We start from the raw sequence: 24662 nt of genomic DNA on the forward strand, positions 1-24662 counted from the left end.
CAGTTCCTCAAGCCGGTCGAATCTGCCATCTTGAATACAGGTTCACGTCCGATGGTGTGTTTCGATGCAGACCGTTCTTTCCGGTGTGGTTGCCGCGGCCGTTCTGGTCCTGGCGCAGCCGGTGCAGGCGCAGACCGACATTGCCTGGCGCCATGCCTCGGGCGGGTCGGTCCCGCGGGGGGCGATGGTGGCGGGCGCCGAAAGCAACGGGGCCGCGCTTTATGTATGCGTTGCGGCTTATGCGGGCGGGTATCATCCGGGCAAGGTGCGCCCCGGGTTTAACGGGTGCAACATTGGTTACGGCGGCCGCGAGATTGCCGTGGCCGAGTATGATGTCGCCATGGGGCAGGCCAACTGGGTTCGGGCGCGGGGCGGGATGGTTCCCGGCAACGCCCTGAGCGCTGCGGCCGAAGCCTCGGGCGAGGCACTGTATTTCTGTCGGGCCTGGTATGCGGGCGGAACTCATCCGGGCAAGGTGCGCCCGGGGTTCAGCGGCTGCAACATCGGCTACGGCGGCAACGAAGTGACCGTTAACGAGTATGAAGTCATGGTATGGTGACTTCCCGGCCGGACCGGGCGCCGCTCTGTCCCGAGCGGCCCTGTCTGGCCGGGAAAGTTCTTATCGATCGCTGCGCGGGCAGGGGGCGTAGATACCCCCTCCCGCGCGTTTTACGGCTCTGACCGGAGGGCGTCAGGGCACGGCCCCGCAGGTCCCCGCCGCGTCATTCCTGACGGAAGGCGGCGCAGGGATCGGGGCGTTCGGCCGGCGCCGTGACCAGCCAGAGGTCCCAGGGCGCCTCGGGGCCCGGGTCCGCCTCGGTTTGGCCCAGCGCCAGCACCGTGACCTCGGGCGCGGCCTCGGTCATCAGATCCGGCATCCCCTGATCGCGCCGCGCATGTCCCGCCCCGGCGATCACCGCCACCGGGCCGCCGGTGTCCGCCAGCGCCTGCAGGGCCGCCCTCGCCAGCGCCGCATCGCGCAGGCGCTGGGCCTCGACCATGCCGCCCATCATCGCCAGCGGCATCGCTTCGCAATGGGCCTCGAACTGCTCGGCCTCGCGCGCCGCCTGCTCGTCGGGCGGCAAGGCCCGGTCCAGCCCGTAGCGCCCGGCCTCGGCACCGAAGACCGCAGCCGCGCCCTCGGCAAAGGCGCGCTGGGCCTCGGGGCGGGGGACGGCGGCGCCATAATGGCGCGCCGCGCCGGCGGCCTGAACGATGGGATAATACAGGGTGAAATCGGGCCAGCCGGTGCCGGCCCAGCCCAGCGCCTCGCCCACGGCCGCTTCATCCGCCCGGTCCTCGGGCATCCGCGCCGCCTGATCGGGCGTCAGCATCTCCCAGACCACCGCGGCGGGACGCATCGCCCCGACCGCCCGGGCCTGGTTCAAGTGGTGCTGCGCATTGTCATGGACCTCGCCCAGCACCACCACTTGCGCGGCGGGCAGTCGGTCGAGGTCGGTTTCGGAAATCGGCTCTGCCCCGGCGGGCATGGCGGCGAGGAACGTCAACAGGATCGCGCTTCTCATGCGAGAAGGGCATAGACCCCCGGCGCGCGGCTGGCAAGATCGCGCTTCATCTTGCCCAGCGCGCTGGCCTCGATCTGGCGCACCCGCTCCTTGGACAGGCCCAGTTCCACGCCCAGAGCTTCCAGCGTCCGCGGCTCGTCATCGAGCTTGCGCGCGGCGATGATCGCCCGTTCGCGGGGCGTCAGCGCCGCCATCGCCTCCAGAAGCCAACCGCGCAGGACCAACCCGTCCTGACGGGCCGCCACCCCATCGGCCGGGGCGGGGCCATCGTCCTCGATCAGGTCGATCCACTCCATCCCGTCGTCTTCGCCCGAGGGCTTGGCGTTCAGCGACAGGTCACCGCCCGAAAGCCGCCCCTCCATCATCAGCACATCGCCCAGCGGCACGCCGATCCGCTCGGCCGCGCGTTCGAGCAGCACGTTCGGCTCCAGCACCTCGCCCGCCTGCTGCGCCTCGCGCATCAGTTCGGCCTGCACGCGGCGCAGGTTGAAGAACAGGGCCTTCTGGCTGGTGGTCGACCCGGTGCGCACCATCGACCAGTTGCGCATCACGAAATCCTGGACTGAGGCCTTGATCCACCAGACGGCATAGGTGGAAAAGCGCACGCCCCGGTCGGGATCGAAGCGGTCGGCGGCTTTCATCAGGCCCAGCCCCGCCTCCTGGATGAGGTCGCTCATCGGCGCGCCATAGCGCCGATAGCGCGACGCCATCGAGATGGCGAGCCGCATATAGGCGGTGACCAGCCGGTGCAGCGCCCGCTCGTCGCGGCGGTCACGCCAGGCGCGGGCCAGCGCCAGTTCGGTTTCGGCATCGAGGAATTCGGCGCGCATCGCCTTGCGCGCCATGCGGTCGGTTCCGGTGGTGGTGTCCAGCGCCATCGTCGTCTCCCGTGTCTGACAGGGAATACGCGCGAGGGGCGTTTTGGTTCACCGATCCCAGGCAAAAAGTCGCGATTCATCGAAGAGGGTCATCATTTGGCGCACAATTGCTGATTTGCAAGGAAATGGGGCGCCGGGCAGGATGCCGCGAACGCGAAGGAGCCCGCCCGATGACCGAAGCCGCCTATGACCTCTGCCTCGCCGACCGCGCCTATTCCAGCTGGTCCTTGCGCGGCTGGCTCCTGTTCCGCGCCTTCGAGATCGACGCTGACGTTACAATCGCCCGGCTGTACGAGCCCGGCTTCGCCCAGACACTGGCGCGCTATGCCCCGGCCCGCACGGTCCCCGCCCTGCGCCTGCCCGAGGGCGTGGTCATCGCCGAATCGCTGGCGATTGCCGAGGAGCTGGCCAGCCGCCACCCGGAGGCCGGGCATTGGCCCCGCGATCCGAAAGCCCGCGCCGTGGCCCGGCATCTCACGGCCGAGATGCACGCGGGCTTCACCGCGCTGCGCAGCCATTGCCCGATGAACCTGCGGGTCAGCTATCAGGATTGCACCCCGCCGCCCGAGGTCCTGGCCGATCTGGCGCGGCTCGAAACCCTCTGGGCCTGGGCGCGGGCAGAGACCGGCGCGACCGGTCCCTGGCTTTGCGGCGCCTATTCGGTGGCCGATGTCTTCTTCGCCCCCGTCGCCGCCCGGATCGCCGGTTACAACCTGCCTGTGGGCCCTGCGGCGCAAGCCTATGTCGCCGCCCATCTGGCACATCCCGCTTTCGTCGAATGGCGGAAAGCCGGGCTCTCGGATGGTCCCGACCAGCCCTTCTACGACCGCCCCTGGCCGCAGCGCCCCTGGCCTAGGGTCTGAGCCGCCCCAATGCCCAGCGCGCGGCCTCGGCCACCGTCTCGTCGGGGTCCGCGAGCAGCGCCTCGGCCGCGGGGGCCAGATCCGGCGCTCCGGAATTGCCGATGGCGTAGAGCACGTTGCGCACGAAGCGGTCCCGCCCGATCCGCTTGATCGGCGAGCCCGAGAACCGCGCCCGGAACCCGGCATCGTCCAGCGCCGCCAGTTCCGCCAGCGGCGGGGCGCGCAGGTCGTCCCTTGCTGCGTATTTCACTTCCGTGGCGGCGACGGCGAATTTGTTCCAGGGACAGGCCGCCAGACAATCGTCGCAGCCATAGATCCGGTTGCCCATCAGCGCCCGCAGGTCGGGGTCCACCGGCCCGTGATGCTCGATCGTCAGGTAGGAGATGCAACGCCGCGCATCGAGCTGGAAGGGCGCCGGAAAGGCCGCGGTCGGGCAGGCCTCCAGACAGGCGGTGCAGCTGCCGCAGTTTTCCTTCGCGGGGGCGTCCGGTTCCAGCTCCAGCGTGGTGAAGATCGCGCCGAGAAAGAACCAATTGCCCAGCTCGCGGCCCAGCAGGTTGGTGTGCTTGCCCTGCCAGCCCAGCCCCGCGGCCGCGGCCAGCGGCTTCTCCATCACCGGCGCGGTATCGACGAAGACCTTGATCTCGGCCGTCTCGCCCTGCCGCCTGGCTTCCTCGATCAGCCAGCGGCCCAGCCGCTTCAACCGCGCCTTCACCACATCATGGTAATCGCGCCCCCGCGCATAGACGCTGATGGCGCCCGCCTCGCGCCGGGCGACCGCCGCCATCGGGCTCTCGTCCGGCGTATAGACCTCGGCCAGCATGACGACCGACCGCGCCTCGGGCCAGAGCGCGGAGGGATCCCCCCGCCATTGCATCCGCTCGGCCATCCAGCCCATCTGCCCGTGCCGCCCGGCCTCGACAAAGGCCGCCAGCCGTTCCGGCAAGTCGGGCACTGCATCGGGCCGCGCCACCCCCATCGCCGCGAAACCCTCGGCCCGGGCACGCGCCGCCAGTGCCGCCTTCAGCCCCATCTTTGCGCCTCAAATATCCTCGGGGGGCGGCCCGCACGGGCCGGCGGGGGGCAGACGGCCCCCCGGCGCGGCGAGGGGGCTCGATGCCCCCGAGCCGCGCCCTTGCGGGGTTCAGAAATCGAGGTCGGCATAGCGCCGGGGCGGCGGGAAGCCCGGGACCTGATCGGTCAGGAGCGGCCGGAAGGCCGGGCGCGACTTGATCGTCTGATACCAGGCCTTGACCGCTGGCGCGCGCTCCCAATCCACATCCGAGATGTAATCAAGGCAGCTCAGATGCGCCGCCGCGGTGAAATCGGCGAGCGACAGCGCATTGCCCGCGATCCAACGGCGGTGCTCCAGCAGCCAGCCCATGTAATCGAGGTGATACTTGATCCGCGCCGAGCCGGTCTTGATCTTCTCGGAATCGGGGTAGCCCTGGCCCATGATCTTCTTGTTCACCCGCTCATAGAGCAGGTTCGCCGTCACCTCGCGATGGAACTTGTCATCGAACCACGAACACATCCGCCGCACTTCATAGCGGCCTGCCGGGTCGTCGGGCATCAGCGGCGGGGTCGGGTGAACCTCGTCGATGAATTCGCAGATCGCCTGGCTTTCCGACAGAAGCCGCCCCTCATAGCGCAGGATCGGCACCTTGCCCGCGGGATTGAGCCGCAGGAATTCGGTCCCCCCCTCCCAATAGCGTTCGTCCTTCAGCGAGAAGGGGATGCGCTTTTCGGCCAGCGTCAGGCGAACCTTGCGGCAGAAGGGCGAGAGCGGGACGTGATGGAGGACGTGGACGGCAGGTTGCATTGCGCATGGTCTGGTAGGGTTTCCCACCCTTTGCACGGGTGGGGGCAGGTTTCAACCGCCGAAACAGGCCGAGCGGTCGTCGCGGGCGATGGTGGCGGCGCCATCCTGGATGGCGGCGGCCCGGCGGCGCATGAAATCGCTGGGCCTGGCGGCGTTGCGATCCTGCGGCGCGGGCAGGACCGAGGCCAGCAGCGCCGATTGCCGCGCGTTGAGCCCCGCGGCATTGGTGTCGAAATAGCGCCCGGCCGCGGCCTCGACGCCAAAGACGCCCGTGTCGAACTCGGCCATGTTCAGATAGACCTCGAGGATCCGTTCCTTGGGCCAGAGGATCTCGACCACCGGGGTGATCAGCGCCTCCAGCACCTTCCGCACCCAGGTGCGCCCGTGCCACAGGAAGGTGTTCTTCACCACCTGCTGGGTGATGGTCGAGGCGCCGCGCGCCCCGCCGTCTTCCAGCGCGGCGCGGATCGCGCCCATGTCGAAGCCCCAGTGGCGGCAGAAGTTCACGTCTTCGGCCGCGACCACCGACAGCGGCATATGCGGGGAGATATCGACGAAATCGACCCATTCCTGCTGCACACCGCCCAGGCGGCGCGATTCGCTCCACATGTACCAGCCGGTCGGCGGGTTCACGAAGCGATAGAGCGCGACCCAGGCCACCAGGAACACCGCCAGCGCCAGCGTGCCCAGCACCGCCCAGCGGATCAGGCGCCGGACCATGCCCGCCAGCCGGTCCATGAGTTTCGGCTTCTTTGCCTTGGTCTTTTTCTTGCTGCTCGCGCGTGCCATGGCCGCAGTTAACGTGCCCGCGGCGGTCCTATCAAGCGTCCGATTCCGCGGCGGTGGGGAATGGACCTTTTCCTTGCGCGTGTTAAGTTCCCGCCCGAGATCGCCGCCCGCATCACCGAGCCTGAGGAGCCGCCCCATGATGACCCTGCACCAAAGCCCGACCTCGCCCTATGTGCGCAAGGTCATGGTCCTTCTGCACGAGGCAGGCGCATTGGACAGCGTGCGGCTGTCCTTTGCCAGCGGCTCGCCGGTCGATCCCGGTTCGATCCCGCTCGGCGCCAATCCGCTGGGCAAGATCCCGGCGCTGGAGCGTGACGACGGCTGCACGCTCTACGACAGCCGGGTGATCTGCCGTTATCTGGCCACGACGACGCCGAAGGCAGCCGCGCTCTATCCCGAGGGGCCGGCACTGTGGGAGACGCTGACGCTGGAGGCGACCGGCGACGGCATCCTCGATGCGGCACTGCTCATGCGCTACGAGACGGTGATCCGCCCGGCCGAGGGCCAGTCCGAGGCCTGGGTCGAGGGGCAGTGGCAGAAGATCGCCCGCAGCCTGACGGCGCTGGAATCGCGCTGGATGGCGCATCTGCAGGGGCCCCTGACCATGGGCGGCATCGCCGTGGCCTGCGCGCTGGGCTACCTCGATTTCCGCCACGACGCGCGCGGTTGGCGCAACGGTCATCCGCAGCTGGCGGCCTGGTACGAGGGCTTCGCCATGCGCCCCTCGATGCAGGCGACGATTCCCGCCTGATCTGGTCCCGCCTGACCTTGCCCGCCTGATCCCCTCGCAGGAAGCCCCATGTCCCCGATCACCCTGCCCGCGGCGGATTTCCTGACCGCCTGGGGCTTTCTGGCGATGAACGTGCTCACGCCCGGGCCGAATGTGCTGAACACGATCGCGCTGGCCATCGGCTCGGGCCGAAGGGCGGCGCTGGGGGCGGCGCTGGGTACCGGCCTCGCGATCACCGGCTGGTGCCTCGGCATGGTGCTGGGCGCGTCGGCGCTGATCGCGGCCTTCCCGCTGGCGCGGGTGGGGATGACGTTGATCGCGGTGGGGCTGCTGGTCTGGTTCGCCTCGCGCTATCTGCGCCGCGCGATGACCGGCTTCGCCGCCCGCCGTCGGGGCGAGCCCGAGGCGCCCGAGGCAAAGCGCGGCGCGCGGGCTCGCGACGGCATGGTCCGGGCTCTGTCCATCATGATGATGAACCCCAAGGCGCTGACCACCTGGCTGACCATGACCGCGGTCTTTCCGGTCGCCCGCGCCGGCGCCTGGGATGTGGCGCTTTTCTGCGTCGGCGCCTGCGTCGTGGCCGGGGTGATTCACGCGGTCTATGCCATCGCCTTCTCCACCCCGGCCGCCGCGCGCGGCTTCCTGAAGGCCGCGCCCTGGATCAATGCGGGCGTCGGCCTCTTCTTCGCTGGCTTCGCCGCGACCCTTGCAGCAACGCTTTTCCGCCTTATCTGAGGCATCGGCGACAGTGGCGCGGGCAGGTCCCGTGCTGCGGCGCACCCCTCTCCCGAAAGGGTCGGGGTGCGGCGTTTTTCCCCACTTTCGCGGCTGGACGGACGTTCAAATCGCCGTTAAACAGCCGCCTTGGAGGCTGCAGGACACTGCGGCTCGTTTCGGCTATCCGCCGGACCCATGACCTGAAAATGGAGAATGCTCGTGTCCCACGCAGACGACAACGCAGGCACTCGCCGGGATTTTCTCTACTACGCGACGGCCGGTGCCGGTGTCGTCGCCACGGGCGCCGCGGTCTGGCCGCTGGTGAACCAGATGAATCCCTCGGCTGACGTGCAGGCCCTGTCCTCGATCTTCGTCGATATCAGCGGTGTCGCCGTCGGTACCCAGCTGACTGTCAACTTCCTCGGCAAGCCGGTGTTCATCCGTCACCGCACCCAGGAAGAGATCGATGCGGCGAAAGCCGTGGACCTGAGCACCCTGATCGACCAGAGCGCCGAAAACGCCAACCTGCCCGCCGGTTCGCCCGCCACGGACGAGAACCGCGCCGTGGCTGGCAAGGAAGAATGGCTGATCATGACCGGCGTCTGCACCCACCTCGGCTGTGTGCCGCTGGGCAATGGTGCGGGCGATTTCGGCGGCTGGTTCTGCCCCTGCCACGGGTCGCACTACGACACGGCGGGCCGCATCCGCCGGGGGCCTGCGCCGCAGAACCTGCATATTCCGGTCGTCAGCTTCGTCGACGACACCACCATCCAGCTCGGCTAAGGGAGAGACGAGGCATGTCCGGGATTCCCCACGACCATTACGAGCCCAAGACCGGCGTGGAAAAGTGGCTGCACCGCCGCCTGCCGATCGTTGGGCTGATCTATGACACGCTCATGATCCCCACCCCCAAGAACCTGAACTGGTGGTGGATCTGGGGTATCGTGCTGGCCTTCTGTCTGGTGCTGCAGATCGTCACCGGCATCGTGCTGGTGATGCATTACACGCCGGAAGCGACGATGGCCTTCGCCTCGGTCGAGCATATCATGCGCGACGTGAACGGCGGCTACATGCTGCGCTACCTGCACGCGAACGGCGCCTCGCTGTTCTTCTTCGCCGTCTATATCCACATCTTCCGCGGCCTCTATTACGGATCGTACAAGACGCCCCGCGAAGTGACCTGGATCATCGGCATGCTGATCTACCTGGCCATGATGGCCACGGGTTTCATGGGCTACGTGCTGCCCTGGGGTCAGATGTCGTTCTGGGGCGCCACCGTGATCACCGGCCTGTTCGGCGCGATCCCGGGGATCGGCCCGATCATCCAGGAATGGCTGCTGGGCGGACCGGCGGTCGGCAACTACACGCTGAACCGCTTCTTCTCGCTGCATTACCTGCTGCCCTTCGTCATCGCGGGCCTGGTGATCCTGCACATCTGGGCCTTCCACCACACCGGCAACAACAACCCCTCGGGTGTTGAGGTCCGCCGCGGTTCGAAGGAAGAGGCCGAGAAGGACACCCTGCCGTTCTGGCCGTACTTCGTCATCAAGGACCTGTTCGCGCTGGTCGTGGTGCTGGCGGTGTTCTGGGCGATCGTCGCCTTCATGCCGAACTTCCTGGGCCACCCGGACAACTACATCATCGCCAACCCGCTCGCGACGCCCGCGCATATCGTGCCCGAATGGTACTTCCTGCCGTTCTACGCGATCCTGCGCGCCTTCACCGCGGATGTCTGGGTGGTGATCGCCGCCAACTGGCTCTCGTTCGGCATCATCGACGCCAAGTTCTTCGGCGTGCTGGCGATGTTCGGCGCGATCGCGGTCATGGTCCTGACCCCCTGGCTCGACACCTCGTCGGTCCGTTCGGGTCGCTACCGGCCGATGTTCAAGTCGTTCTTCTGGCTGCTGGTCGTCGACTTCGTGGTCCTGATGTGGGCGGGCGCCATGCCGGCCGAAGGGATCTACACCAATATCGCCCTGATCGGTGCGGCCTATTGGTTCGGCTATTTCCTGGTCATCCTGCCGCTTCTGGGCGTGCTGGAGCGTCCGACGACCCCGCCCGCCACCATCGAGCAGGACTTCAAGGCCAAGGTGAAAGCCCATGCCAAGAAGTCGGGCCCGGCCCCGGAAAAGATCCCGGCCGAGTGAGCGCAAGGAAGAAAGTGACCATCATGATCCGCAAACTTGCCCTTTCCGCCCTGACGGCCCTTACCCTCGGCAGCGCTCCGGCGCTCGCCGCGGGCGAAGGCGGCCATATCGAAGACTTCGCCTTCTCGTTCGAAGGACCCTTCGGCACCTACGACCGGGCGCAGCTGCAGCGCGGCCTTCAGGTCTATACCGAGGTCTGCTCGGCCTGCCACGGCCTGCACCTCGTGACCTTCCGCTCGCTGACAGACGAGACGGGCCCAGGCCTCGATCCCGACGTGATGCGCGCCTATGCTGGCACGATGCAGGTGCAGGACGCCACCACCGGCGAATACCGCGCCGCGGGCGGCCCGGACCACTTCCCGACCTCGGCGATGGAAACCGCCCCCGACCTGAGCCTGATGGCCAAGGCGCGGGCCGGGTTCCACGGCCCCTATGGCCTCGGCATCAACCAGCTGATCCACGGCATGGGCGGCGCCGAATACATCGCCTCGTTCCTGCTGGGCTTCACCGGCGAGGAAACCGAACAGGGCGGCGCGATCTTCTACGAGAACACTGCTTTCGGCGGCAATGTCTCGATGCCGCCGCAGCTGGAAGAGGGTCTGGTGACCTATTCGGACGGCACCGAAGCCACGCCCGAGCAGATGGCGCAGGACGTCGCGGCCTTCCTGATGTGGTCGGCCGAGCCGCACATGACCCAGCGCAAGATGTGGGGCTTCGTCGGCGTCATCTTCCTGACGCTGCTGGCCTCGCTGCTGTACCTCACGAACAAGCGCCTCTGGGCGCCGATCAAGGACGCGGCCAAGCACAGCTGATCCGTCCCGATCACAGACCCGTGAAACGCGCCCCAAGGGGCGCGTTTTGCATTTTGCGGGACTGGCATCCCAAGGGGGGCACCGCTAGGTTTTTCCCGTTCGTCCGATCCGAAGTGCCGGAGTTTCCATGGTTCGCCCCGCTGCCGCCGCCCTCGCCCTTGTCGTGCTCGGCACCTCGACGCTGCCCGCCACGGCGCAATGGCTGGCCGTGGGGCGCTGGGGCAGCGAGGGGAATTTCCGCTATGTCCGGCCCGGCACCTGGATGGTCGAGCAGCAGGCGGGCGGCGTCTCGATCAGCGCCGAGGGCGATCATCACGAGGCCCGGATCGAGCTGAGCTGCGACGCGGGCGGCTCGGACCGGCGGCTGCGCCTGTCGGGCTATCGCGGTGACGCGCTGGACGAAAGCGCGCTGGCGCAGCAGGAGCCGCGCCAGCAGGCGCTGTCGCTGGTGCTGGACGGGCGCGCCTTCGAGCTGATGGTCGATTATCGCCCGGCCACGCATGACTGGCTGGCGGTCGAGGCCCCGGGGCCCGAGTTCCTCGATGCGCTGGCCATGGGCTCGCGGCTCGAGATCCTGAACAAGCAGGGGGTGCGGGTGGCGGCGGTCGGTCTCAGCGGCAGCGGCGCCGCGCGGGACGCCGTGCGGCGGACCTGCGGGATCTGAGCCCGGCGCCTCAGGTGCCCAGATAGGCCGCAAGCGCGGGCGGCGGATCCGCCAGCAGCGCCTCGGTCGGGGCAGGGGGGCTGGCCTGGCCCTCGGCCACGACCAGCGTCAGATCGCAGAGCATCCGCGCATCCTCGGGGTCATGGGTGATCATCAGCAGGGTCGCGCCGGTTTCCCCGGCGATCCGCCCGACCAGCGCCAGCATCTGCCGTTTCAGCGCCGGGCCCAGCGCCGCGAAGGGTTCGTCCAGCAGGATCAGCGGCCGGGCCCTGAGCAGCACCCGCGCCAGCCCCGCCCGCCCGATCTGCCCGCCCGAGAGCTGCGCGGGCTTGCGGTCTTCAAGCCCCGAAAGCCCCGTCTCCTCCAGCGCCGTCAGCACCGCCCGCCGCTGCGCCGGGCTCAGCCGCAGGGACGGGTCCAGCCCCAGCGCCACATTGTCGAAAAGGCTCAGATGCGGAAAGAGGTTATGGTCCTGAAACAGGATGCTCAGCGGCAGCGCGGCAGGCGCCAGCGTGTCGATCCGCCGCCCCTGCCACAGGATCCGGCCCCGGGTCAGCGGCAGGAAACCGGCGATGGCGCCGAGGAGGGTGGATTTCCCGGCGCCGGACGGTCCCATGACCGCGACCCGCGCGCCCTCGGGGACCGACAGCTCTGCGGTCAGGCGAAAGCCGCCCTGCGCAATCTCGGCGCCCTCAAGTGTCAGCATGGCGTCCTCCCACGATCCGTTCCAGCGCTACGAAGGCGCCCAGCGACAGGGCCAGCAGCAGCACCGCTGCGCCCGCCGATTCCCCGCTGCGATAGGCCCCCATCAGGCGGTGCATCTGCATCGGCAGCGTCTCGCCCCCGGTCTGGGCAAACAGCACGATGACGCCCAGATCCCCCATCGACAGCGCCGCGCCCAGCCCCAGCGCGAAGCCCGCCGGACGCCTGAGCCGCGGCCAGAGCACCAGCCGGGCATGCGCCGCCATGCTCAGCCCCAGCGAGGCGGAAAGGCGGGCGAAATCGGCCTCGGCCCGGCGCGCCGCGGGCAGGAGCGCGCGCAGCGCGAAGGGCAGGGCCATGGCGGCATTGACCAGCGCGGTGACCGGCAGCGCCAGATGCGCGGGATCGACCCAAGGGTTGACGATCAGGAAAAGCCCGGTGCCGATGACCAGCGGCGAGGCGGTCAGGGCCGCCATCCCCAGCGCCTCGGGCCAGCGGCGGGTCAGCGCCATCAGCGTCAGGACACCGGCGAAGACCCCCAGCAGCGCCGTCGACAGCGCGGCGGTGGCGACGGAACGCAGCGCCGCCCACCAGACCCCGGCCGACAGATCGCCCAGCCAGGGCAGGCCGCGGATCAGGACCATGGCCAGCGGCACCAGCAGGAACAGCGCCGAGGCGCCGATCGCCAGCGCATCGGTGACCCTCGACAACCCGCCGGGCGGCGGCGGCGCATCGCGGTCGAGCCCGGCGATCCGCCCCTCGGGCAGGGTCAGCCGCGCCAGCAGCAGCAGCGCCGCCAGCCCGATCCCCGCCTGCACCGCGGCCAGCATCGCCGCCCGGCCCAGGTCGAAATCAAAGCGGAAGGCCTGATAGATCGCCAGCTCCAGCGTCGTCGCCCGGGGGCCGCCGCCCAGCGTCAGCGCCACGGCAAAGGAGGTCAGGCAGATCAGGAACACCACCGCCAGCGCGCCCGGCACCACGCGGGCCAGCATCGGCCCCTCGACATGCCGGAATCGCGCGCGGGCGCCGAAACCCAGCGCTGCGGCCAACCGCAGATGCTCGGCCGGGATCCGCGCCCAGCCCTGCAGCAGCAGCCGCACGGCCAGGGGCAGGTTGAAGAAGACATGCGCCAGAACGACGCCCTGCAGCCCGTAGATCGAGAGCCGCGGCAGCCCGGCCAACGCCAGCAGGTCGTTCAGCAGGCCGTTGCGGCCCATCACGGCCAGCAGGCCGATCACCGCCACCAGCACCGGCAGGATGAAGGGCGCGCCCATCAGCACGATCAGCGCCCCGCGCCCCGGGAAGCGCCGCCGCGCCAGCGCCCGGGCCACCGGGATCGCCAGTGCGACCGAGAAGACGGCCGACAGGAAGGCCTGCCACAGGGTGAAGCGCAGCGCTGCCCAATCGGCCGCGCCCCAGCCCGCGCCGCCCTCGGCCCGCCAGGCGACGGCCCCCAGCGCGCCGAGGTTCAGCAGCACGAGGGCCGCCGCCACCAATGCAGCGGCCCCCTTGAGAAGCGCAGGCGCCGGTCGCGTCATTACTGCGCGAGCGCCTCACGCCATTCGGCCAGCGCCGGGTCACGCAGCGCCAGCGCCTCGTCGGGGGACAGCAGGAGCGACGGTTCGGGCCGGATCAGCCCCCGGAAGCCCTCGGCGAGGCCGCTCTCGGGCGTCACGGCCGGGTACATCCAGTTGGTTTCGGGCAGGATCGCCTGCGCGGCATCCGAGGCCAGGAAGGCCATGAACTGCCGCGCAAGCTCCGGCTGGTCGGTCGAGGCGACGATGCTGGCGACCTCGACCTGCAGGTAATGCCCCTCGTCGAAACGGGCGGCGGCCTTGGTGTCGTCGCCCTCGGCGATGATGTGATAGGCGGGCGAGGTGGTGTAGCTCAGCACCATGTCCGCCTCGCCCTCCAGGAACAGGCCATAGGCCTCGGACCAGCCGGGCGTCACGGTCAGGATGCGGCGCGCGAGGCCCTGCCAGATCGCGGCCGCCTCATCGCCATAGGCCGCCTTGACCCACATCAGCAGGCCAAGGCCCGGGGTCGAGGAGCGCGGGTCCTGGATGACGACGCTGAGGTCGCTAGCGATCAGCTCGCGGAAGCTGGCGGGCGGGGTGGCGAGGCGGGTCGTGTCATAGACGAAGGCGAACCAGCTCCAGTCATAGGGCAGGAACAGCGGGTCCTCCCAGGCGATCGGCAGGTCGAGCGCAGCCTCGACGCCATGCGGCGCCATCAGCGGCCCGGCCTGGGCGATGAGGTTGGTGTCGAGGCCCACGACCACGTCCACATCGGTGCGCGCGCCCTCCAGCAGCAGACGGCTGAGCATGGCCGCGGCATCGCCGGGTGCGGCGAATTGCAGGTCGCAGCCGCATTCCGCCTCGAACGCCGCCTCGATCTGCGGCCCGGGGCCCCATTCGGCGACGAAACTGTCGTAGGTGAGCACCTGCAAGACGGGTGCCTGGGCCTGGGCTGCCATGGCGCTGGCCATGAACAGTCCCGCGGCAAGGGTGGGATATCGCATGTCGATCCTCCATTGCGACGGGCGGGGTCGGGGTGGAGGATCATCCTGTCACCTTCCCTCCGCCGGTCCTAACCGGTTCAGGTTCAACGGGTCCGCGGTCCAACCGCATCTCAGCCGGTGTTCGCCGGCCCCCCGAGGTAGGGGGCAACATAACCCTTTGCAGCCGTGTCGCAAGGGGGCACCATGGGGAGAGCCAAGGGAGGAAGACCATGCCCATCGCCATCACCCCGGATTTCGACGGCCAGACCGTCATCTCGACCTTCGAGATGACGCCGGGCACCTGCTCGGACGTGCTGGAGCATCTGACCGACGCCTATGAGCAGGTGATCCGCCACCAGCCCGGGTTCCTGGGCGGCGCGATCCATGTGAACGACGCCCAGACCCGGATCTCGACCTATTCCCGCTGGGAGAAGCGGGGCGATTTCCAGGCGATGCTGCGCACGCCCGAGATGCGGGAACGGAACCGGGTGATCGCCGGGATGTGTTCCCGGTTCGAGCCGGTGATGTACGAGGTCGCGGCGGTCTATTGAGCCAGGGGTGGGCGAATCGCCCACCCTACGCGGGCGTAGCTGGAGCTGTCTCAAAAGACGCGAGCGGCCAAGCTCCCGACGGCCGGAGCCCTGCGCGGGTGGCTGCCCCGGGGGGCCAGCCCCCCGGACCCCCCGGGATATTTGAGGCGCAAAGAAGCGCGATTTACCAGGACTTAAGGTTAACGCTGCATTCTGGCTGTGCGGTACAGGCGGGGACGCCGATGACCGCGCGCGAAGAAGGCGGCGGTTCCCTTGGGGAGCCGCCGCTGCCTTCTTTGCGCCCCAAATATCCCGGGGGGTGAATGCGCGGCACGCGCAGAGGGGGGCAGCGCCCCCCTCTCTTCGGCGCCGCGGAACGCGGCGCCGCTGGTCGCCCGAGGGCTCGGCGCCGGAGGCGTCGCGGACGAGGGCGAAACCCCTCTCAGGCGTTCCAGGCCCGGTCGCCGCTCGCGTCCTTGACCCGGGTCGGCAGGCCGATGCGGTCGAGGATCGCGAAGAAGGGCGCGGGGTCCAGTTCCTCGACATTGGCCATCCGAGCCACGTCCCAGGTGCCGTCCGCGATCAGCATCGCCGCCGCCACCGGCGGCACGCCCGCGGTGTAGGAAATCCCTTGCGAGCCGACCTCCAGATAGGCCTCCTTGTGGTCGGCGATGTTGTAGACCAGCACCTCGGCCGGTTTGCCGTCCTTCTTGCCCTTCACCAGCGTGCCGATGCAGGTCTTGCCGACGTAGTCGGGCGCCAGCGACGCGGGGTCGGGCAGCACCGCCTTCACCACTTTCAGCGGCACCACTTCCAGCCCCTCGGCCGTCACCACCGGCTTTTCCGACAGCAGCCCCAGGTTCTTCAACACCGTGAAGACGTTGATGTAATGGTCGCCGAAGCCCATCCAGAACCGCACATCGGCCTGGGGGTAATTGGTGGCCAGGGAATGCACTTCGTCATGGCCGGTCATGTAGGTCTTCTGGGTGCCGACCACCGGCAGGTCCCATTCCTTGCCGACCTCGAACATGGTGTTCGACTGCCAGGCGCCGTTCTGCCAGCTGTAGACCGTCCCGGTGAATTCCCGGAAATTGATCTCGGGGTCGAAATTGGTCGAGAACCAGCGCCCGTGCGAGCCGGCGTTGATGTCGATGATGTCGATCGACTCGACATCAGGCACATAGGTGTCGATGGCGTATTTGGCATAGGCGTTGACCACGCCCGGGTCGAAGCCCACGCCCAGGATCGCCGTCACGCCCTTCTCGGCGCAGGCGGCCTTCCGCTTCCATTCGTAATTGCCGTACCAGGGCGGCGTCTCGCAGATCTGGTCGGGTTCCTCGTGGATCGCCGTGTCCATATAGGCCACGCCCGTCTCGATACAGGCGTCGAGCACCGGCATGTTGACGAAGGCCTGCGCCACGTTGATGACGATCTCGCAGCCCGTTTCGCGGATCAGCGCGGCCACCTGGGCCGTGTCGCGGGCATTGACGGCATGGGCTTTCAACACGCCGTCCACCTTCATCGCGCCTTTCTCCTCGACCGAGGCGATGATCGCCTCGCATTTCGAAAGGGTCCGGCTGGCGATATGGATCTCGCCCAGAATGTCGTTGTTCTGCGCGCATTTATGCGCCACGACCTGGGCGACGCCCCCGGCTCCGATGATCAGGACATTGCGTTTCATTTACCCATGCACCTCCTTGGGGCTTACCCGTTCACGACAAGGCTGCCGCGAACTCCTCGTATCCGAAATCGCGCACCTGCCGGACGCTTCCGTCCAGCTCGCGCACGGCGATCGCCGGCATTTTCACGCCGTTGAACCAGTTTTTCTTGACCATTGTGTAACCGGCCGCGTCCTGGATCGACAGCCGGTCGCCGGCTTTCAAGGGCTCGGCAAAGCGGAATTCGCCGAAGATGTCGCCCGCCAGGCACGACTTGCCGCAGACCATCCATTCATGCGGGCCCGCGTCGGGGCTGACCTTGGCCTGCTGGCGATAGATCAGCAGGTCCAGCATATGCGCCTCAATCGAGCTGTCGACGATGGCGAGGTTCTTGCCGTTGTGGAGCGTGTCCAGCACCGAGACTTCCAGCGTCGCCGCTTTCGTGATCGCGGCCTCGCCCGGCTCCAGATAGACCTGCACGCCGTTTGTATCGGCGAAGCGCTTCAGCCGGTCGGCCAGGCGGTCGAGCGGATAGCCCTCGCCGGTGAAATGGATGCCGCCGCCGAGGCTGATCCATTCCATGCCGCGGATGAGGAAGCCGAAGCGCTGTTCGATCAGGGACAACATGGCGTCGAAGCGCTCGAAATCGGCGTTCTCGCAATTGTTGTGGAACATGAAGCCGGTGATCTTGTCGGCCACCTCGGCGATCAGCTCGGGGTCATGCTCGCCCAGCCGCGAGAAGGGTCGGGCGGGGTCGGCGAGGTCGAAATCCGAGGTCGAGACGCCCGGGTTGACCCTCAGGCCCCGGGTGTGCCCTGCGCTCTGCCCCTCGAACCGCTGCAGCTGGCCGATGGTGTTGAAGATGATCTTGTCCGAATGGGACAGGACTTCGTCGATCTCGTGATCGGCATAGGCCACGGAATAGGCGTGGGTTTCCTTGCCGAATTTCTCGCACCCCAGCCGGACTTCATAGAGCGACGAGCTGGTCGTGCCGTCCATGTACTGGCTCATGAAATCGAAGACCGACCAGGTGGCGAAGCATTTCAGCGCCAGCAGGGATTTCGCCCCCGACTGCTCGCGCAGCCAGGCGATCTTTTCCATGTTGGGCAGAAGACGTGCCTTGTCGATCAGGTAATAGGGGGTTTGCAACATCTCGGGCCCTCACGGCAGCCAGGGGGGACGGGAGCGGTATCCAGCGCGCGCGGGCTCGATACAGGGAACGCCCCTGCCACACAAATGGTTTTTCCAAGCGGGATTGCCAACCCCGGCCCGGCAAACAAGGGGAATCAGTCGGTGATGAGGCCGGTGAAGCGGTCGCCCCGCTCGGTGATCAGCACCAGGCGGCCCTGGCCGAGGATGTAGAAATCGACCCGCGGCCCCTCGGGGTAGTCGATGCAGCGCGCGCCGTTGTCGTAGAAGCGATAGGCGGGCGCGGTCCAGCTTTGTTCCCCGGCGGTGAAGCGATAACTGCCGTCCTCCCGGTATTCCTCATGCCCGCCGTCATAGCGCACGCTATGGCTGCTCAGGTTGACCGTCAGCCAATAGCCATCGAGCCAGGCATCGCCCGGCAACAGGTAGTCGAGGGGGTGCCAGCCGGGGGCGCCCGGGCAATCGGCCCGGGCCGGGGCGGCGGCGGCGAGGCAGGCGATCAGCAGAAGGGCCGGACGGATCATGCGCGATACTCCGGGCCGTCCTCCGCGGGTTCAGCGGCGCGACGGCATGTCTGTCAGGGCAGCCTACACCATGCAGCCCGCCCCGGGCCGTCCCCGGCACCCGGGCGGTGCGAGGTTTGTGGCGTTGTGACGGGAAGGTCACCGGCGCGGGCCCTTGGCGGCGGGGAATGCCCAAAGTGCGGGCGCTGGGCGCGGATCATCCCTCCAACGCCTTCTTCAGCCGGGCGAAGCTGTCGGTGTTCGACCGGGCGTTCTGCCCGGCGAGGAAGGCGTCGAGCTTGGGGAAGAGCCGGATTGCCCGGTCGGTCAGCGGGTCCGACCCCTGGGCATAGAGCCCCGCCTGCACCATCATCTCGGCCCGTTCCCAGGCGCCGATCAGGCGCCGCGCCTCGGCGATCAGGGCGTTTTCACCCGGGCTTGCCGCGGCCGGCAGCGAGCGCGAGACCGAGCGCATCAGATCCACCGCCGGGAAGCGGCCGCGTTCGGCGATGGCGCGCTCCAGCACGACATGGCCGTCGAGCACGCCGCGCAGGATGTCGGCGACCGGCTCGTCCATGTCCGAGCCCGCGACCAGCACGGTGAAGACCCCGGTGATGTCGCCCTGACCGGGCTCGCCCGGGCCGGCGCGTTCGGCCAGCGACATGATCTGATGCGCGGTCGAGGGCGGGAAACCGCGAAGCGAGGGCGCCTCGCCCGCTGCCAGCGCGATCTCGCGATGCGCCTCGGCAAAGCGGGTGACGGAATCGCACAGTAGCAGCACATGCTGGCCCGCGTCGCGGAAATGTTCGGCCACCGCCATCGCCGTCAGGGCCGAGCGGCGGCGCGCCAGCGGCGACATGTCCGAGGTGGCGCTGACCACCACGGCGCGCGCAAGTCCTTCCGGCCCCAGAACATCCTCGACGAAATCCCGCAGCTCGCGGCCGCGTTCGCCGACCAGCGCCAGCACCACGACATCCGCCTCGATCCCCCGCGCAAGCTGGCCCAGCAGCATGGTCTTGCCGACGCCCGAGCCCGCGAAGAGCCCGATCCGCTGGCCGCGCACCAGCGGCAGCAGCGTGTTGAAGGCGTCGAGCCCGGTGCCCAGCCGCCCACCCAGCCGCTTGCGCCGGGCGGGCGCGGGCGGGGCGGCGCGCAGGCCGCGGGGCAGGGTCCCCCGGGCCAGCGGACGGCCGTCCAGCGGCTCGCCATAGGGGTCTATGACCCGGCCGATCCAGCTGTCGTCGGGCGCGATGGTGTTGCGGCCCACGTGCTCCACCCGGTCGCCGATGGCGAGGCCTTCGGTCGCCTCCTCAGGCAGGACCTCGGCCCCGTCGCGGCTGAGCGCCAGGATCTCGCCGCCGATGACCCGGCCCTGCGCATCCTCGATCTGCACCCGATCGCCCAGCCGCGCCCGTTTCGAGAGCCCGTGCACCAGCAGCGTCGCGGCCTGCATCGTCCCCACCTGCCCGTAATGGCGCACCGGGCGCAGATGCGAAATCTCGGCCAGAAGCGAGTCGAAGACACTCATCGGGGGCTCCTTCGCGATGGCGGGCGTCCTTCTGACCCCCGATTACGCTTTCTAAACGAATCACCCTTAATGCTTGGTGTAGGCCAGCAAAGGGAGAATCCCATGTTCGAAAGCCTGGATATCATGCGCATGGCGCAGGCCTTCGCCGCCCATGCCGCGAGCCGTCAGCAGGCGGTGTCGCAGAACGTCGCCAATGCCAATACGCCGGGCTACCGCTCGCGCGATGCCATCCCCTTCGGCGATTACTGGCGCGCCAGCGAGGAACGGGTCCTGGCCGAGGGCGATATCATGCGCCCCGATGAAGAGCCCGCCACCGTCTCGCCCGATGGCAACACCGTCTCGGTCGAGTTCGAGATGATGCGCGCGGTCGAGGCCCGGCAGCAGCATGAGATGGCGCTGGGCATCTATTCCATGTCGCGCGACCTGCTTCGCGCCTCGCTGGGGAAATAAGCCATGAGCACCCTCACCGATACGCTGGCGCTCGCCGCTTCCGGGATGCAGGCCCAGGCCCAGCGGCTGCGCCATGTCTCCGAGAATATCGCCAATGCCGATACCCCCGGCTACCACCGCAAGTTCATCGACTTCCGCCCGGCGGCCATCGCGGGCGACGCCTTCGGGCAGGAAAGCGGCGTCATGCCCGGCCCGGTGCGGCTGGACCGCGGCGAGCTGCCCCGCATCTACGACCCCGGCCATATCCTGGCCGACGAGACCGGCCATTACGATGGATCGAATGTCGATCTGATGGTCGAAATTGCCGACGCGCGCGAAGCGCAGCGGTCCTATGAGGCGAACCTCAGAATGTTCGATCAGGCCCGGCAAATGTCGCAGAGCCTGATCGGACTCCTCCGCAGATAAGGAGCCATGTCAGTGCAAGTCAGTGCCAGTCTGGCCGCCCGTTCCTACGGCGCGGCGCGTCCCCTCACATCCCCCGACGCCGAGGCCGCGGGCAGTCCCGCTACCGCCGGTGCCCGCCTGGCCGAGGATTTCGCCCAGGTCCTGCAACGGGCCGAGACCACCGCCCAGCAGGCGATGACCGGCGATGCCGATCCGCATGCGCTGGTCGCCTCGCTCAGCGAGGCGCAACTCGCCGTCGAGACGGCGGTCGCGGTGCGCGACAAGGTGGTCGAGGCCTATCTGGAAATCCTGCGGATGCCGGTCTGAGGTCAGCCATGACCGAGATCGCCTTCTTCGACATCCTGCGGCAGGGGCTGTGGGTCGCCGTGGTCATGTCCGCGCCGCTCTTGGGCGTGGCGCTGGTCGCAGGCCTCACCGTCGGCCTCTTTCAGGCGCTGACCTCGGTGCAGGAGATGACGCTGACCTTCGTGCCCAAGATCCTGGCGATGCTGGTGGTCTTCTGGGTCTCGATGAGCGCGATGACCGCGCTCCTCGTCGATTTCTTCCACGGATCGGTGTTGCCGGTCGTCGCAGGGGGCTAGTCATGGACAACGCCGGATATACCCAGTTGACCCGCCAGTCGGGCCTGCTGCGCGAGATCCAGATGATCGCGCATAACATCGCCAATCTCTCGACCACCGGCTTCCGGCGCGAGGGGCTTCTGTTCAGCGAATATGTCGAGCGGCTGGGCGGCGAGGAACCGTCGCTGTCGATGGCCACCGGCCGGGCGCATCAGACCTATCTGACGCAGGGCACGCTGACGATGACCGGCGGCCCGCTGGATCTGGCCGTCGAGGGCGAGGGCTTCTTCACCATCCAGACGCCCGAGGGCGAGCGCTATACCCGCGCCGGCCATTTCACCCCCAATCAGGACGGCGAGCTGGTCACGCCCGATGGCCACCGGGTGCTGGATGACGGCGGCTCGGCCATCTTCATCCCGCCCGACGCCGGCCAGATCGCCATCGCCCGCGACGGCACCGTTTCGGCCGACGGCCAGCCGCTGGCGCAGATCGCGCTGGTGATGCCGGACGATCCCGCGGATCTCAGGCGCGAAACGGGCGTGCTGCATTCCATCGACGGCGAGGTCCGGCCGGTCGAGATGCCGCAGATCCTGCAGGGTTTCCTCGAGGAATCGAACGTCAACGCGATCTCCGAAATGGCCCGGCTGATCGAGGTGCAGCGCGCCTATGAGAACGGCCAGAAATTCCTCGACCGCGAGGACGAACGCATCCGCAACGTGGTCCAGACCCTGGGCCGATAGGAGACAGCCATGCGAGCCCTACAGATCGCCGCCACCGGCATGAGCGCCCAGCAGATGCGGGTCGATACCGTGGCCAACAACCTGGCGAACATGTCGACCACCGGCTACAACACCCGCCGCGCCGAATTCGCCGACCTGCATTATCAACAACATACCCGGGCGGGCACGATCAGCGCCTCGGATGGCACCATCGTGCCGACCGGCGTGCAGCTGGGCCTCGGTGCGCGGCCCGCGGCAGTGTCGATGATGGTGCAGCAGGGGGTTTCGACCGCCACCGGCGGCGACCTCGACCTTGCCATCGAAGGGCGCGGCTGGTTCGAGGTGACGCTGCCTGACGGCCGCGCGGCCTATACCCGCGACGGCGGGCTGAAGCGCACCGGCGAGGGGCTGATCGTCACCTCGGACGGCTACGAGGTCGCGCCGGGCCTCACCATTCCGGCCGATGCCCGGCAGATCTCGATCAATGCCGAGGGCGAGGTCTACGCCTATTTCACCGATCAGGTGCAGCCGCAGCGGCTGGGCCAGCTGGTGCTGGCCGGTTTCACCAACGAGCGCGGGCTGGAGGCGCTGGGCTCCAACCTCTTCGTCGAGACCGAGGCTTCCGGCCCGCCGGTACAATCGGTGCCGGGGTCGGACGGGCTGGGGACGGTGCGGCAGGGCTATCTGGAGGAAAGCTCGGTCGATCCGGTCCGCGAACTGACCGAGATGATCAAGGCCCAGCGCGGCTATGAGCTGAACGCCAAGATCATCACCGCCGCCGATCAGATGCTGGCTGCCACCACACAGGTGCGGTGATGCGCGCGCTGGCGTTGGCCCTTCTGGTTGCGACCCCGGCCCCGGCCGATGTGCTGGTCGCCGCTCGCACGCTGCGCGCAGGCACCCTGGTCGAGGCGGGCGATGTCATCCTGCTCAGCGATCCCGCGCCGCTGGGCGCCGCGCAATCCCCGGACGAGGCCGTGGGCCTTGAGGCCCGCGTCACGCTCTACGCCCGCCGGCCGATCCCCGTGGCCAGCCTCGGCCCGCCGGCGCTGGTGGAACGCAACCAGCTCGTCACCCTGGTCTTCCAGGCCGGCGGGCTCGAAATCCGCGCCGACGGGCGCGCTTTGGGCCGCGGGGCCGAGGGCGAGACCGTTCGCATCATGAACCTGGCGTCGCGCAGCACGGTTTCCGGCACCATCGCCGGGCCGGGGCTGGTGAGCGTGCCATGAAAGGACGCATCATGCGCCACCTGCTGCTGATCCTGCCCCTTGCCGCCTGTTCGGACCTCGCGCAGGTCGGCCGTCCGCCGGATTTCAACGACACCGGGCCGACGCTGGAGCATCACGCGCTCTACAACGTGCCCCTGCCCGAGGTGACGGAGAGGCGGCGCGCGGTCGATACCGCCTCGCTCTGGTCGTCGAGCCAGCGCTCGCTGTTTGGCGACCGGCGGGCCTCGGTCGCGGGGGATATCCTGACCGTGGTCATCGAGATCAACGAATCGGCGCAGATCTCGAACACCACGCAGCGCGGCCGCACCGGTTCGCAAAGCATGGGTGTGCCGAATTTCCTGGGCATCCCGCAACTGCTGAACCGGGAATTGCCCGCGGGCGCGAGCATGGCGAACGCCGTCTCGGCCGATTCCGCCTCCAGCTTCCAGGGGCAGGGTACGGTCAGCCGCAACGAACAGCTGACGCTGAGGGTGGCGACCACGATCATTGAGCGGCTGCCGAATGGCGTGCTGCGCATCGAGGGCAGCCAGGAGGTGCGGGTCAACAACGAGCTGCGCGAATTGCTGGTCACCGGCTACATCCGCCCCGAGGACATCTCGCGCCGCAACGAGATCGCCTATGACCGGATCGCCGGGGCGCGGATCAGCTACGGCGGGCGCGGGCAGATCACGCAGATGCAGCAGCCGCGCTGGGGTCAGCAGATCAGCGAAATCCTGTTGCCGATGTAGGGGGAACCACGATGCGCAAACTGCTTCCGGTATTGTTGCTGATCCTCGGCCTCGGGGCCGGGGTCGGGGCCGGGTGGTTCCTCAAACCCGCTGCCGAGGCGGGCGAGGCCCCCCATGGTGAGGCGGCGGCCGAAAGCGGCGGTCATGGCGAGGCCGCGGGCGGGCACGGGGCCGAGCCGGGCGCCGAGGCAAGCCATTACGACCCCGAGGCCGGGCCGACCGAGACGGTGCGCCTGCCCAATCAATTCGTGGTGCCGGTGATCGTCGACGGGCGGGTGCAGGCGATGGTGGTCATCGGCCTCGCCCTGGAACTGGAGGCGGGCTACACCTTCTCGGTCCTGACCGACGAGGCGCGGCTCAGGGCGGTTCTACTGCAACTGCTGTTCGATCACGCCAATATCGGCGGGTTCAACGGGCTCTTCACCTCGGGCGAGGCGCTGCTGTCCCTGCGGCGCATCCTGCGAGAGGCGGCGCGGCGCGAGCTGGGGCCGCAGGTGCAGGATGTGCTGATCACCGAACTCCTGCGGCAGGAGAGCTGAGCCCCATCAGGCGCCCCGTCAGCCGCCCCGGCGGCGCACGCAGGTCTGCACCATGCTCATCGCCGCCGAGGAGCCGGTCAGCGTGCTGGTGAAGCTCATGCCCTGCACGCTGATGGTCAGGCTGCTGCCCACCCGCACCGCGTCCATCATCTGCGACGAGGGGGCGAAGCTGACCCGGTTGCCCTCGCCAGTGACCGAGAGGTTCCAGCGCATCCCGTCGATGGTCACTTGTGCGGGAACCACGCCTTGCGGGGTCGGCATCTCGAAGAGCAACAGCCAATTGCCGTCGGCGCTGCGGGCGATCCCGGCCTCGCCGTCCATCTGCTGATGCGAGGCGGCGCAGCCGGTGAAGGTGGTCCCGTCCAGAAGGGTGAAGACGGACCAGCCGTTGACGTCGCCATAAGGGACCTGCGAGCTGCCCGCCTGGGCGATACCGGGGGCCAGCAGCAGGGCGGAAAGGGTGAAGGCGGCCGACAGGCGGCGCGGAAAAGAACGCATGAAGAAACCTCGTGAT

31 protein-coding genes and 1 riboswitch are annotated in these 24662 nt (G+C 68.5%); of the genes, 18 read left to right on the top strand and 13 right to left on the bottom strand.

All coding sequences use genetic code 11. The features are described 5' to 3' along the window. Nucleotides 1-64: 64 nt before the first annotated feature. Complete coding sequence (locus VDQ18_RS05675) at nucleotides 65-559, top strand: DUF3421 domain-containing protein (protein ID WP_323020022.1); 495 nt, start codon at nucleotides 65-67, stop codon at nucleotides 557-559. Between the two features lie 163 nt (nucleotides 560-722). Here VDQ18_RS05675 and VDQ18_RS05680 read toward each other — a convergent pair whose 3' ends face one another. Continuing rightward, nucleotides 723-1526, bottom strand: coding sequence for a ChaN family lipoprotein (locus VDQ18_RS05680; protein ID WP_323020023.1), 804 nt, complete (start codon nucleotides 1524-1526; stop codon nucleotides 723-725). Further along, on the bottom strand, nucleotides 1523-2404 hold the full coding sequence (locus VDQ18_RS05685; protein WP_323020024.1) for an RNA polymerase factor sigma-32: 882 nt from the start codon (nucleotides 2402-2404) through the stop codon (nucleotides 1523-1525). Before VDQ18_RS05685 ends, VDQ18_RS05680 begins: the two co-directional genes overlap by 4 nt. A gap of 170 nt (nucleotides 2405-2574) precedes the next feature. On the opposite strand from VDQ18_RS05685, the gene VDQ18_RS05690 reads away from it, so the two are divergent. Beyond that, nucleotides 2575-3267: a glutathione S-transferase gene (locus VDQ18_RS05690; RefSeq protein WP_323020025.1), complete on the top strand. Its 693-nt coding sequence runs from the start codon at nucleotides 2575-2577 to the stop codon at nucleotides 3265-3267. Here the strand turns inward: VDQ18_RS05690 and queG are convergent. From queG to mtgA, 3 genes are all read right to left on the bottom strand, one after another. Then, nucleotides 3257-4300, bottom strand: coding sequence for a tRNA epoxyqueuosine(34) reductase QueG (gene queG, locus VDQ18_RS05695; protein ID WP_323020026.1), 1044 nt, complete (start codon nucleotides 4298-4300; stop codon nucleotides 3257-3259). The genes VDQ18_RS05690 and queG overlap by 11 nt on opposite strands. Before the next feature lie 111 nt (nucleotides 4301-4411). After that, on the bottom strand, nucleotides 4412-5089 hold the full coding sequence (locus VDQ18_RS05700; RefSeq protein WP_323020027.1) for a glutathione S-transferase family protein: 678 nt from the start codon (nucleotides 5087-5089) through the stop codon (nucleotides 4412-4414). A gap of 51 nt (nucleotides 5090-5140) precedes the next feature. Beyond that, the gene (gene mtgA, locus VDQ18_RS05705; RefSeq protein ID WP_323020028.1) at nucleotides 5141-5878 is read right to left on the bottom strand and encodes a monofunctional biosynthetic peptidoglycan transglycosylase; all 738 of its coding nucleotides are present in this window, start codon (nucleotides 5876-5878) and stop codon (nucleotides 5141-5143) included. 139 nt (nucleotides 5879-6017) lie between these two features. Between mtgA and VDQ18_RS05710 the strand changes: the two genes are divergently transcribed. The 6 genes from VDQ18_RS05710 (at nucleotide 6018) to VDQ18_RS05735 (ending at nucleotide 10948) form a co-directional block, all read left to right on the top strand. Next, nucleotides 6018-6629 (top strand): glutathione S-transferase, encoded by a 612-nt coding sequence (locus VDQ18_RS05710; protein ID WP_323020079.1) that lies wholly within the window; start codon nucleotides 6018-6020, stop codon nucleotides 6627-6629. 48 nt (nucleotides 6630-6677) lie between these two features. Then, on the top strand, nucleotides 6678-7343 hold the full coding sequence (locus tag VDQ18_RS05715; RefSeq protein WP_323020029.1) for a LysE family translocator: 666 nt from the start codon (nucleotides 6678-6680) through the stop codon (nucleotides 7341-7343). Nucleotides 7344-7544: 201 nt separating this feature from the next. Further along, nucleotides 7545-8108 carry a ubiquinol-cytochrome c reductase iron-sulfur subunit gene (petA, locus tag VDQ18_RS05720; protein WP_323020030.1) on the top strand — a complete coding sequence of 188 codons (564 nt, stop codon included), beginning with the start codon at nucleotides 7545-7547 and terminating at the stop codon, nucleotides 8106-8108. A gap of 14 nt (nucleotides 8109-8122) precedes the next feature. After that, entirely contained in the window at nucleotides 8123-9472 is a 1350-nt protein-coding gene (gene petB / locus VDQ18_RS05725; protein ID WP_323020031.1) for a cytochrome b, read from the top strand. A gap of 23 nt (nucleotides 9473-9495) precedes the next feature. Continuing rightward, the gene (locus tag VDQ18_RS05730; RefSeq protein WP_323020032.1) at nucleotides 9496-10284 is read left to right on the top strand and encodes a cytochrome c1; all 789 of its coding nucleotides are present in this window, start codon (nucleotides 9496-9498) and stop codon (nucleotides 10282-10284) included. A gap of 127 nt (nucleotides 10285-10411) precedes the next feature. Next, the gene (locus VDQ18_RS05735; RefSeq protein ID WP_323020033.1) at nucleotides 10412-10948 is read left to right on the top strand and encodes a hypothetical protein; all 537 of its coding nucleotides are present in this window, start codon (nucleotides 10412-10414) and stop codon (nucleotides 10946-10948) included. A gap of 10 nt (nucleotides 10949-10958) precedes the next feature. Here the strand turns inward: VDQ18_RS05735 and VDQ18_RS05740 are convergent, their stop codons facing one another. From VDQ18_RS05740 to thiB, 3 genes are read right to left on the bottom strand one after another with little or no spacing between them, the layout of a single operon-like run. Then, on the bottom strand, nucleotides 10959-11654 hold the full coding sequence (locus tag VDQ18_RS05740; RefSeq protein ID WP_323020034.1) for an ATP-binding cassette domain-containing protein: 696 nt from the start codon (nucleotides 11652-11654) through the stop codon (nucleotides 10959-10961). After that, entirely contained in the window at nucleotides 11641-13188 is a 1548-nt protein-coding gene (locus VDQ18_RS05745) for a thiamine/thiamine pyrophosphate ABC transporter permease ThiP (RefSeq protein WP_323020035.1), read from the bottom strand. Before VDQ18_RS05745 ends, VDQ18_RS05740 begins: the two co-directional genes overlap by 14 nt. Next, complete coding sequence (thiB, locus tag VDQ18_RS05750; protein ID WP_323020036.1) at nucleotides 13188-14171, bottom strand: thiamine ABC transporter substrate binding subunit; 984 nt, start codon at nucleotides 14169-14171, stop codon at nucleotides 13188-13190. The genes VDQ18_RS05745 and thiB overlap by 1 nt, the downstream gene beginning before the upstream one ends. 37 nt (nucleotides 14172-14208) lie before the next feature. Continuing rightward, nucleotides 14209-14316, bottom strand: a riboswitch (TPP riboswitch). Between the two features lie 64 nt (nucleotides 14317-14380). Here thiB and VDQ18_RS05755 point away from each other — a divergent pair. Further along, nucleotides 14381-14701 (top strand): antibiotic biosynthesis monooxygenase family protein, encoded by a 321-nt coding sequence (locus tag VDQ18_RS05755; RefSeq protein WP_323020037.1) that lies wholly within the window; start codon nucleotides 14381-14383, stop codon nucleotides 14699-14701. Between the two features lie 421 nt (nucleotides 14702-15122). Here the strand turns inward: VDQ18_RS05755 and VDQ18_RS05760 are convergent, their stop codons facing one another. The 4 genes from VDQ18_RS05760 to VDQ18_RS05775 all read right to left on the bottom strand — a co-directional run bounded on the left by VDQ18_RS05760 (nucleotide 15123) and on the right by VDQ18_RS05775 (nucleotide 19518). After that, on the bottom strand, nucleotides 15123-16361 hold the full coding sequence (locus tag VDQ18_RS05760; protein WP_323020038.1) for a saccharopine dehydrogenase family protein: 1239 nt from the start codon (nucleotides 16359-16361) through the stop codon (nucleotides 15123-15125). A gap of 31 nt (nucleotides 16362-16392) precedes the next feature. Beyond that, the gene (locus VDQ18_RS05765; RefSeq protein WP_323020080.1) at nucleotides 16393-17487 is read right to left on the bottom strand and encodes a carboxynorspermidine decarboxylase; all 1095 of its coding nucleotides are present in this window, start codon (nucleotides 17485-17487) and stop codon (nucleotides 16393-16395) included. Between the two features lie 137 nt (nucleotides 17488-17624). Next, nucleotides 17625-18011, bottom strand: a complete 387-nt coding sequence (locus VDQ18_RS05770) for a hypothetical protein (RefSeq protein WP_323020039.1) — start codon at nucleotides 18009-18011, stop codon at nucleotides 17625-17627. A 196-nt stretch (nucleotides 18012-18207) separates the two neighbouring features. After that, on the bottom strand, nucleotides 18208-19518 hold the full coding sequence (locus VDQ18_RS05775; protein ID WP_323020040.1) for a FliI/YscN family ATPase: 1311 nt from the start codon (nucleotides 19516-19518) through the stop codon (nucleotides 18208-18210). Between the two features lie 102 nt (nucleotides 19519-19620). Here VDQ18_RS05775 and VDQ18_RS05780 point away from each other — a divergent pair, with 102 nt between their 5' ends. Genes VDQ18_RS05780 through VDQ18_RS05820 form a run of 9 tightly spaced genes read left to right on the top strand, consistent with a single transcriptional unit; the run spans nucleotide 19621 to nucleotide 24148 of the window. Next, entirely contained in the window at nucleotides 19621-19968 is a 348-nt protein-coding gene (locus VDQ18_RS05780) for a FlgB family protein (protein ID WP_323020041.1), read from the top strand. Nucleotides 19969-19971: 3 nt separating this feature from the next. After that, complete coding sequence (gene flgC, locus VDQ18_RS05785) at nucleotides 19972-20373, top strand: flagellar basal body rod protein FlgC (RefSeq protein WP_107753689.1); 402 nt, start codon at nucleotides 19972-19974, stop codon at nucleotides 20371-20373. Nucleotides 20374-20385: 12 nt separating this feature from the next. Beyond that, nucleotides 20386-20679: a flagellar hook-basal body complex protein FliE gene (fliE, locus tag VDQ18_RS05790; RefSeq protein ID WP_323020081.1), complete on the top strand. Its 294-nt coding sequence runs from the start codon at nucleotides 20386-20388 to the stop codon at nucleotides 20677-20679. Between the two features lie 8 nt (nucleotides 20680-20687). Next, on the top strand, nucleotides 20688-20954 hold the full coding sequence (locus tag VDQ18_RS05795) for a flagellar biosynthetic protein FliQ (protein WP_107753693.1): 267 nt from the start codon (nucleotides 20688-20690) through the stop codon (nucleotides 20952-20954). Between the two features lie 2 nt (nucleotides 20955-20956). After that, a complete protein-coding gene (locus VDQ18_RS05800; RefSeq protein ID WP_323020042.1) occupies nucleotides 20957-21673 on the top strand; it encodes a flagellar hook-basal body complex protein in 717 nt (238 codons plus the stop codon). Between the two features lie 9 nt (nucleotides 21674-21682). Then, entirely contained in the window at nucleotides 21683-22468 is a 786-nt protein-coding gene (gene flgG / locus VDQ18_RS05805; protein WP_323020043.1) for a flagellar basal-body rod protein FlgG, read from the top strand. Beyond that, nucleotides 22468-22881: a flagellar basal body P-ring formation chaperone FlgA gene (gene flgA / locus VDQ18_RS05810; RefSeq protein ID WP_323020044.1), complete on the top strand. Its 414-nt coding sequence runs from the start codon at nucleotides 22468-22470 to the stop codon at nucleotides 22879-22881. Before flgG ends, flgA begins: the two co-directional genes overlap by 1 nt. Further along, a complete protein-coding gene (gene flgH, locus VDQ18_RS05815) occupies nucleotides 22878-23609 on the top strand; it encodes a flagellar basal body L-ring protein FlgH (RefSeq protein WP_323020045.1) in 732 nt (243 codons plus the stop codon). The genes flgA and flgH overlap by 4 nt, the downstream gene beginning before the upstream one ends. 11 nt (nucleotides 23610-23620) lie before the next feature. Further along, nucleotides 23621-24148 carry a flagellar basal body-associated FliL family protein gene (locus VDQ18_RS05820; RefSeq protein ID WP_323020046.1) on the top strand — a complete coding sequence of 176 codons (528 nt, stop codon included), beginning with the start codon at nucleotides 23621-23623 and terminating at the stop codon, nucleotides 24146-24148. 18 nt (nucleotides 24149-24166) lie between these two features. On the opposite strand, the gene VDQ18_RS05825 is transcribed toward VDQ18_RS05820, so the two are convergent. Next, nucleotides 24167-24646, bottom strand: coding sequence for a hypothetical protein (locus VDQ18_RS05825; RefSeq protein ID WP_323020047.1), 480 nt, complete (start codon nucleotides 24644-24646; stop codon nucleotides 24167-24169). Nucleotides 24647-24662: the final 16 nt, after the last annotated feature.

It is taken from the genome of Pararhodobacter sp. (genome assembly GCF_034676075.1).
Classification (GTDB): domain Bacteria; phylum Pseudomonadota; class Alphaproteobacteria; order Rhodobacterales; family Rhodobacteraceae; genus Pararhodobacter.

What these genes read in the sequence shown, in the direction of transcription:
- VDQ18_RS05700 (WP_323020027.1), bottom strand. Translation starts at nt 5,089, where the DNA reads ATGCAACCTGCCGTCCACGTCCTCCATCACGTCCCGCTCTCGCCCTTC.
- VDQ18_RS05715 (WP_323020029.1), top strand. Translation starts at nt 6,678, where the DNA reads ATGTCCCCGATCACCCTGCCCGCGGCGGATTTCCTGACCGCCTGGGGC.
- flgA (WP_323020044.1), top strand. Translation starts at nt 22,468, where the DNA reads ATGCGCGCGCTGGCGTTGGCCCTTCTGGTTGCGACCCCGGCCCCGGCC.
- mtgA (WP_323020028.1), bottom strand. Translation starts at nt 5,878, where the DNA reads ATGGCACGCGCGAGCAGCAAGAAAAAGACCAAGGCAAAGAAGCCGAAA.
- VDQ18_RS05710 (WP_323020079.1), top strand. Translation starts at nt 6,018, where the DNA reads ATGACCCTGCACCAAAGCCCGACCTCGCCCTATGTGCGCAAGGTCATG.
- flgC (WP_107753689.1), top strand. Translation starts at nt 19,972, where the DNA reads ATGAGCACCCTCACCGATACGCTGGCGCTCGCCGCTTCCGGGATGCAG.
- petB (WP_323020031.1), top strand. Translation starts at nt 8,123, where the DNA reads ATGTCCGGGATTCCCCACGACCATTACGAGCCCAAGACCGGCGTGGAA.
- VDQ18_RS05775 (WP_323020040.1), bottom strand. Translation starts at nt 19,518, where the DNA reads ATGAGTGTCTTCGACTCGCTTCTGGCCGAGATTTCGCATCTGCGCCCG.
- VDQ18_RS05780 (WP_323020041.1), top strand. Translation starts at nt 19,621, where the DNA reads ATGTTCGAAAGCCTGGATATCATGCGCATGGCGCAGGCCTTCGCCGCC.
- VDQ18_RS05825 (WP_323020047.1), bottom strand. Translation starts at nt 24,646, where the DNA reads ATGCGTTCTTTTCCGCGCCGCCTGTCGGCCGCCTTCACCCTTTCCGCC.
- VDQ18_RS05820 (WP_323020046.1), top strand. Translation starts at nt 23,621, where the DNA reads ATGCGCAAACTGCTTCCGGTATTGTTGCTGATCCTCGGCCTCGGGGCC.
- VDQ18_RS05800 (WP_323020042.1), top strand. Translation starts at nt 20,957, where the DNA reads ATGGACAACGCCGGATATACCCAGTTGACCCGCCAGTCGGGCCTGCTG.
- VDQ18_RS05680 (WP_323020023.1), bottom strand. Translation starts at nt 1,526, where the DNA reads ATGAGAAGCGCGATCCTGTTGACGTTCCTCGCCGCCATGCCCGCCGGG.
- flgH (WP_323020045.1), top strand. Translation starts at nt 22,878, where the DNA reads ATGAAAGGACGCATCATGCGCCACCTGCTGCTGATCCTGCCCCTTGCC.
- VDQ18_RS05760 (WP_323020038.1), bottom strand. Translation starts at nt 16,361, where the DNA reads ATGAAACGCAATGTCCTGATCATCGGAGCCGGGGGCGTCGCCCAGGTC.
- VDQ18_RS05690 (WP_323020025.1), top strand. Translation starts at nt 2,575, where the DNA reads ATGACCGAAGCCGCCTATGACCTCTGCCTCGCCGACCGCGCCTATTCC.
- VDQ18_RS05735 (WP_323020033.1), top strand. Translation starts at nt 10,412, where the DNA reads ATGGTTCGCCCCGCTGCCGCCGCCCTCGCCCTTGTCGTGCTCGGCACC.
- VDQ18_RS05740 (WP_323020034.1), bottom strand. Translation starts at nt 11,654, where the DNA reads ATGCTGACACTTGAGGGCGCCGAGATTGCGCAGGGCGGCTTTCGCCTG.
- VDQ18_RS05745 (WP_323020035.1), bottom strand. Translation starts at nt 13,188, where the DNA reads ATGACGCGACCGGCGCCTGCGCTTCTCAAGGGGGCCGCTGCATTGGTG.
- VDQ18_RS05755 (WP_323020037.1), top strand. Translation starts at nt 14,381, where the DNA reads ATGCCCATCGCCATCACCCCGGATTTCGACGGCCAGACCGTCATCTCG.
- VDQ18_RS05795 (WP_107753693.1), top strand. Translation starts at nt 20,688, where the DNA reads ATGACCGAGATCGCCTTCTTCGACATCCTGCGGCAGGGGCTGTGGGTC.
- VDQ18_RS05675 (WP_323020022.1), top strand. Translation starts at nt 65, where the DNA reads ATGCAGACCGTTCTTTCCGGTGTGGTTGCCGCGGCCGTTCTGGTCCTG.
- queG (WP_323020026.1), bottom strand. Translation starts at nt 4,300, where the DNA reads ATGGGGCTGAAGGCGGCACTGGCGGCGCGTGCCCGGGCCGAGGGTTTC.
- VDQ18_RS05730 (WP_323020032.1), top strand. Translation starts at nt 9,496, where the DNA reads ATGATCCGCAAACTTGCCCTTTCCGCCCTGACGGCCCTTACCCTCGGC.
- flgG (WP_323020043.1), top strand. Translation starts at nt 21,683, where the DNA reads ATGCGAGCCCTACAGATCGCCGCCACCGGCATGAGCGCCCAGCAGATG.
- VDQ18_RS05685 (WP_323020024.1), bottom strand. Translation starts at nt 2,404, where the DNA reads ATGGCGCTGGACACCACCACCGGAACCGACCGCATGGCGCGCAAGGCG.
- thiB (WP_323020036.1), bottom strand. Translation starts at nt 14,171, where the DNA reads ATGCGATATCCCACCCTTGCCGCGGGACTGTTCATGGCCAGCGCCATG.
- VDQ18_RS05770 (WP_323020039.1), bottom strand. Translation starts at nt 18,011, where the DNA reads ATGATCCGTCCGGCCCTTCTGCTGATCGCCTGCCTCGCCGCCGCCGCC.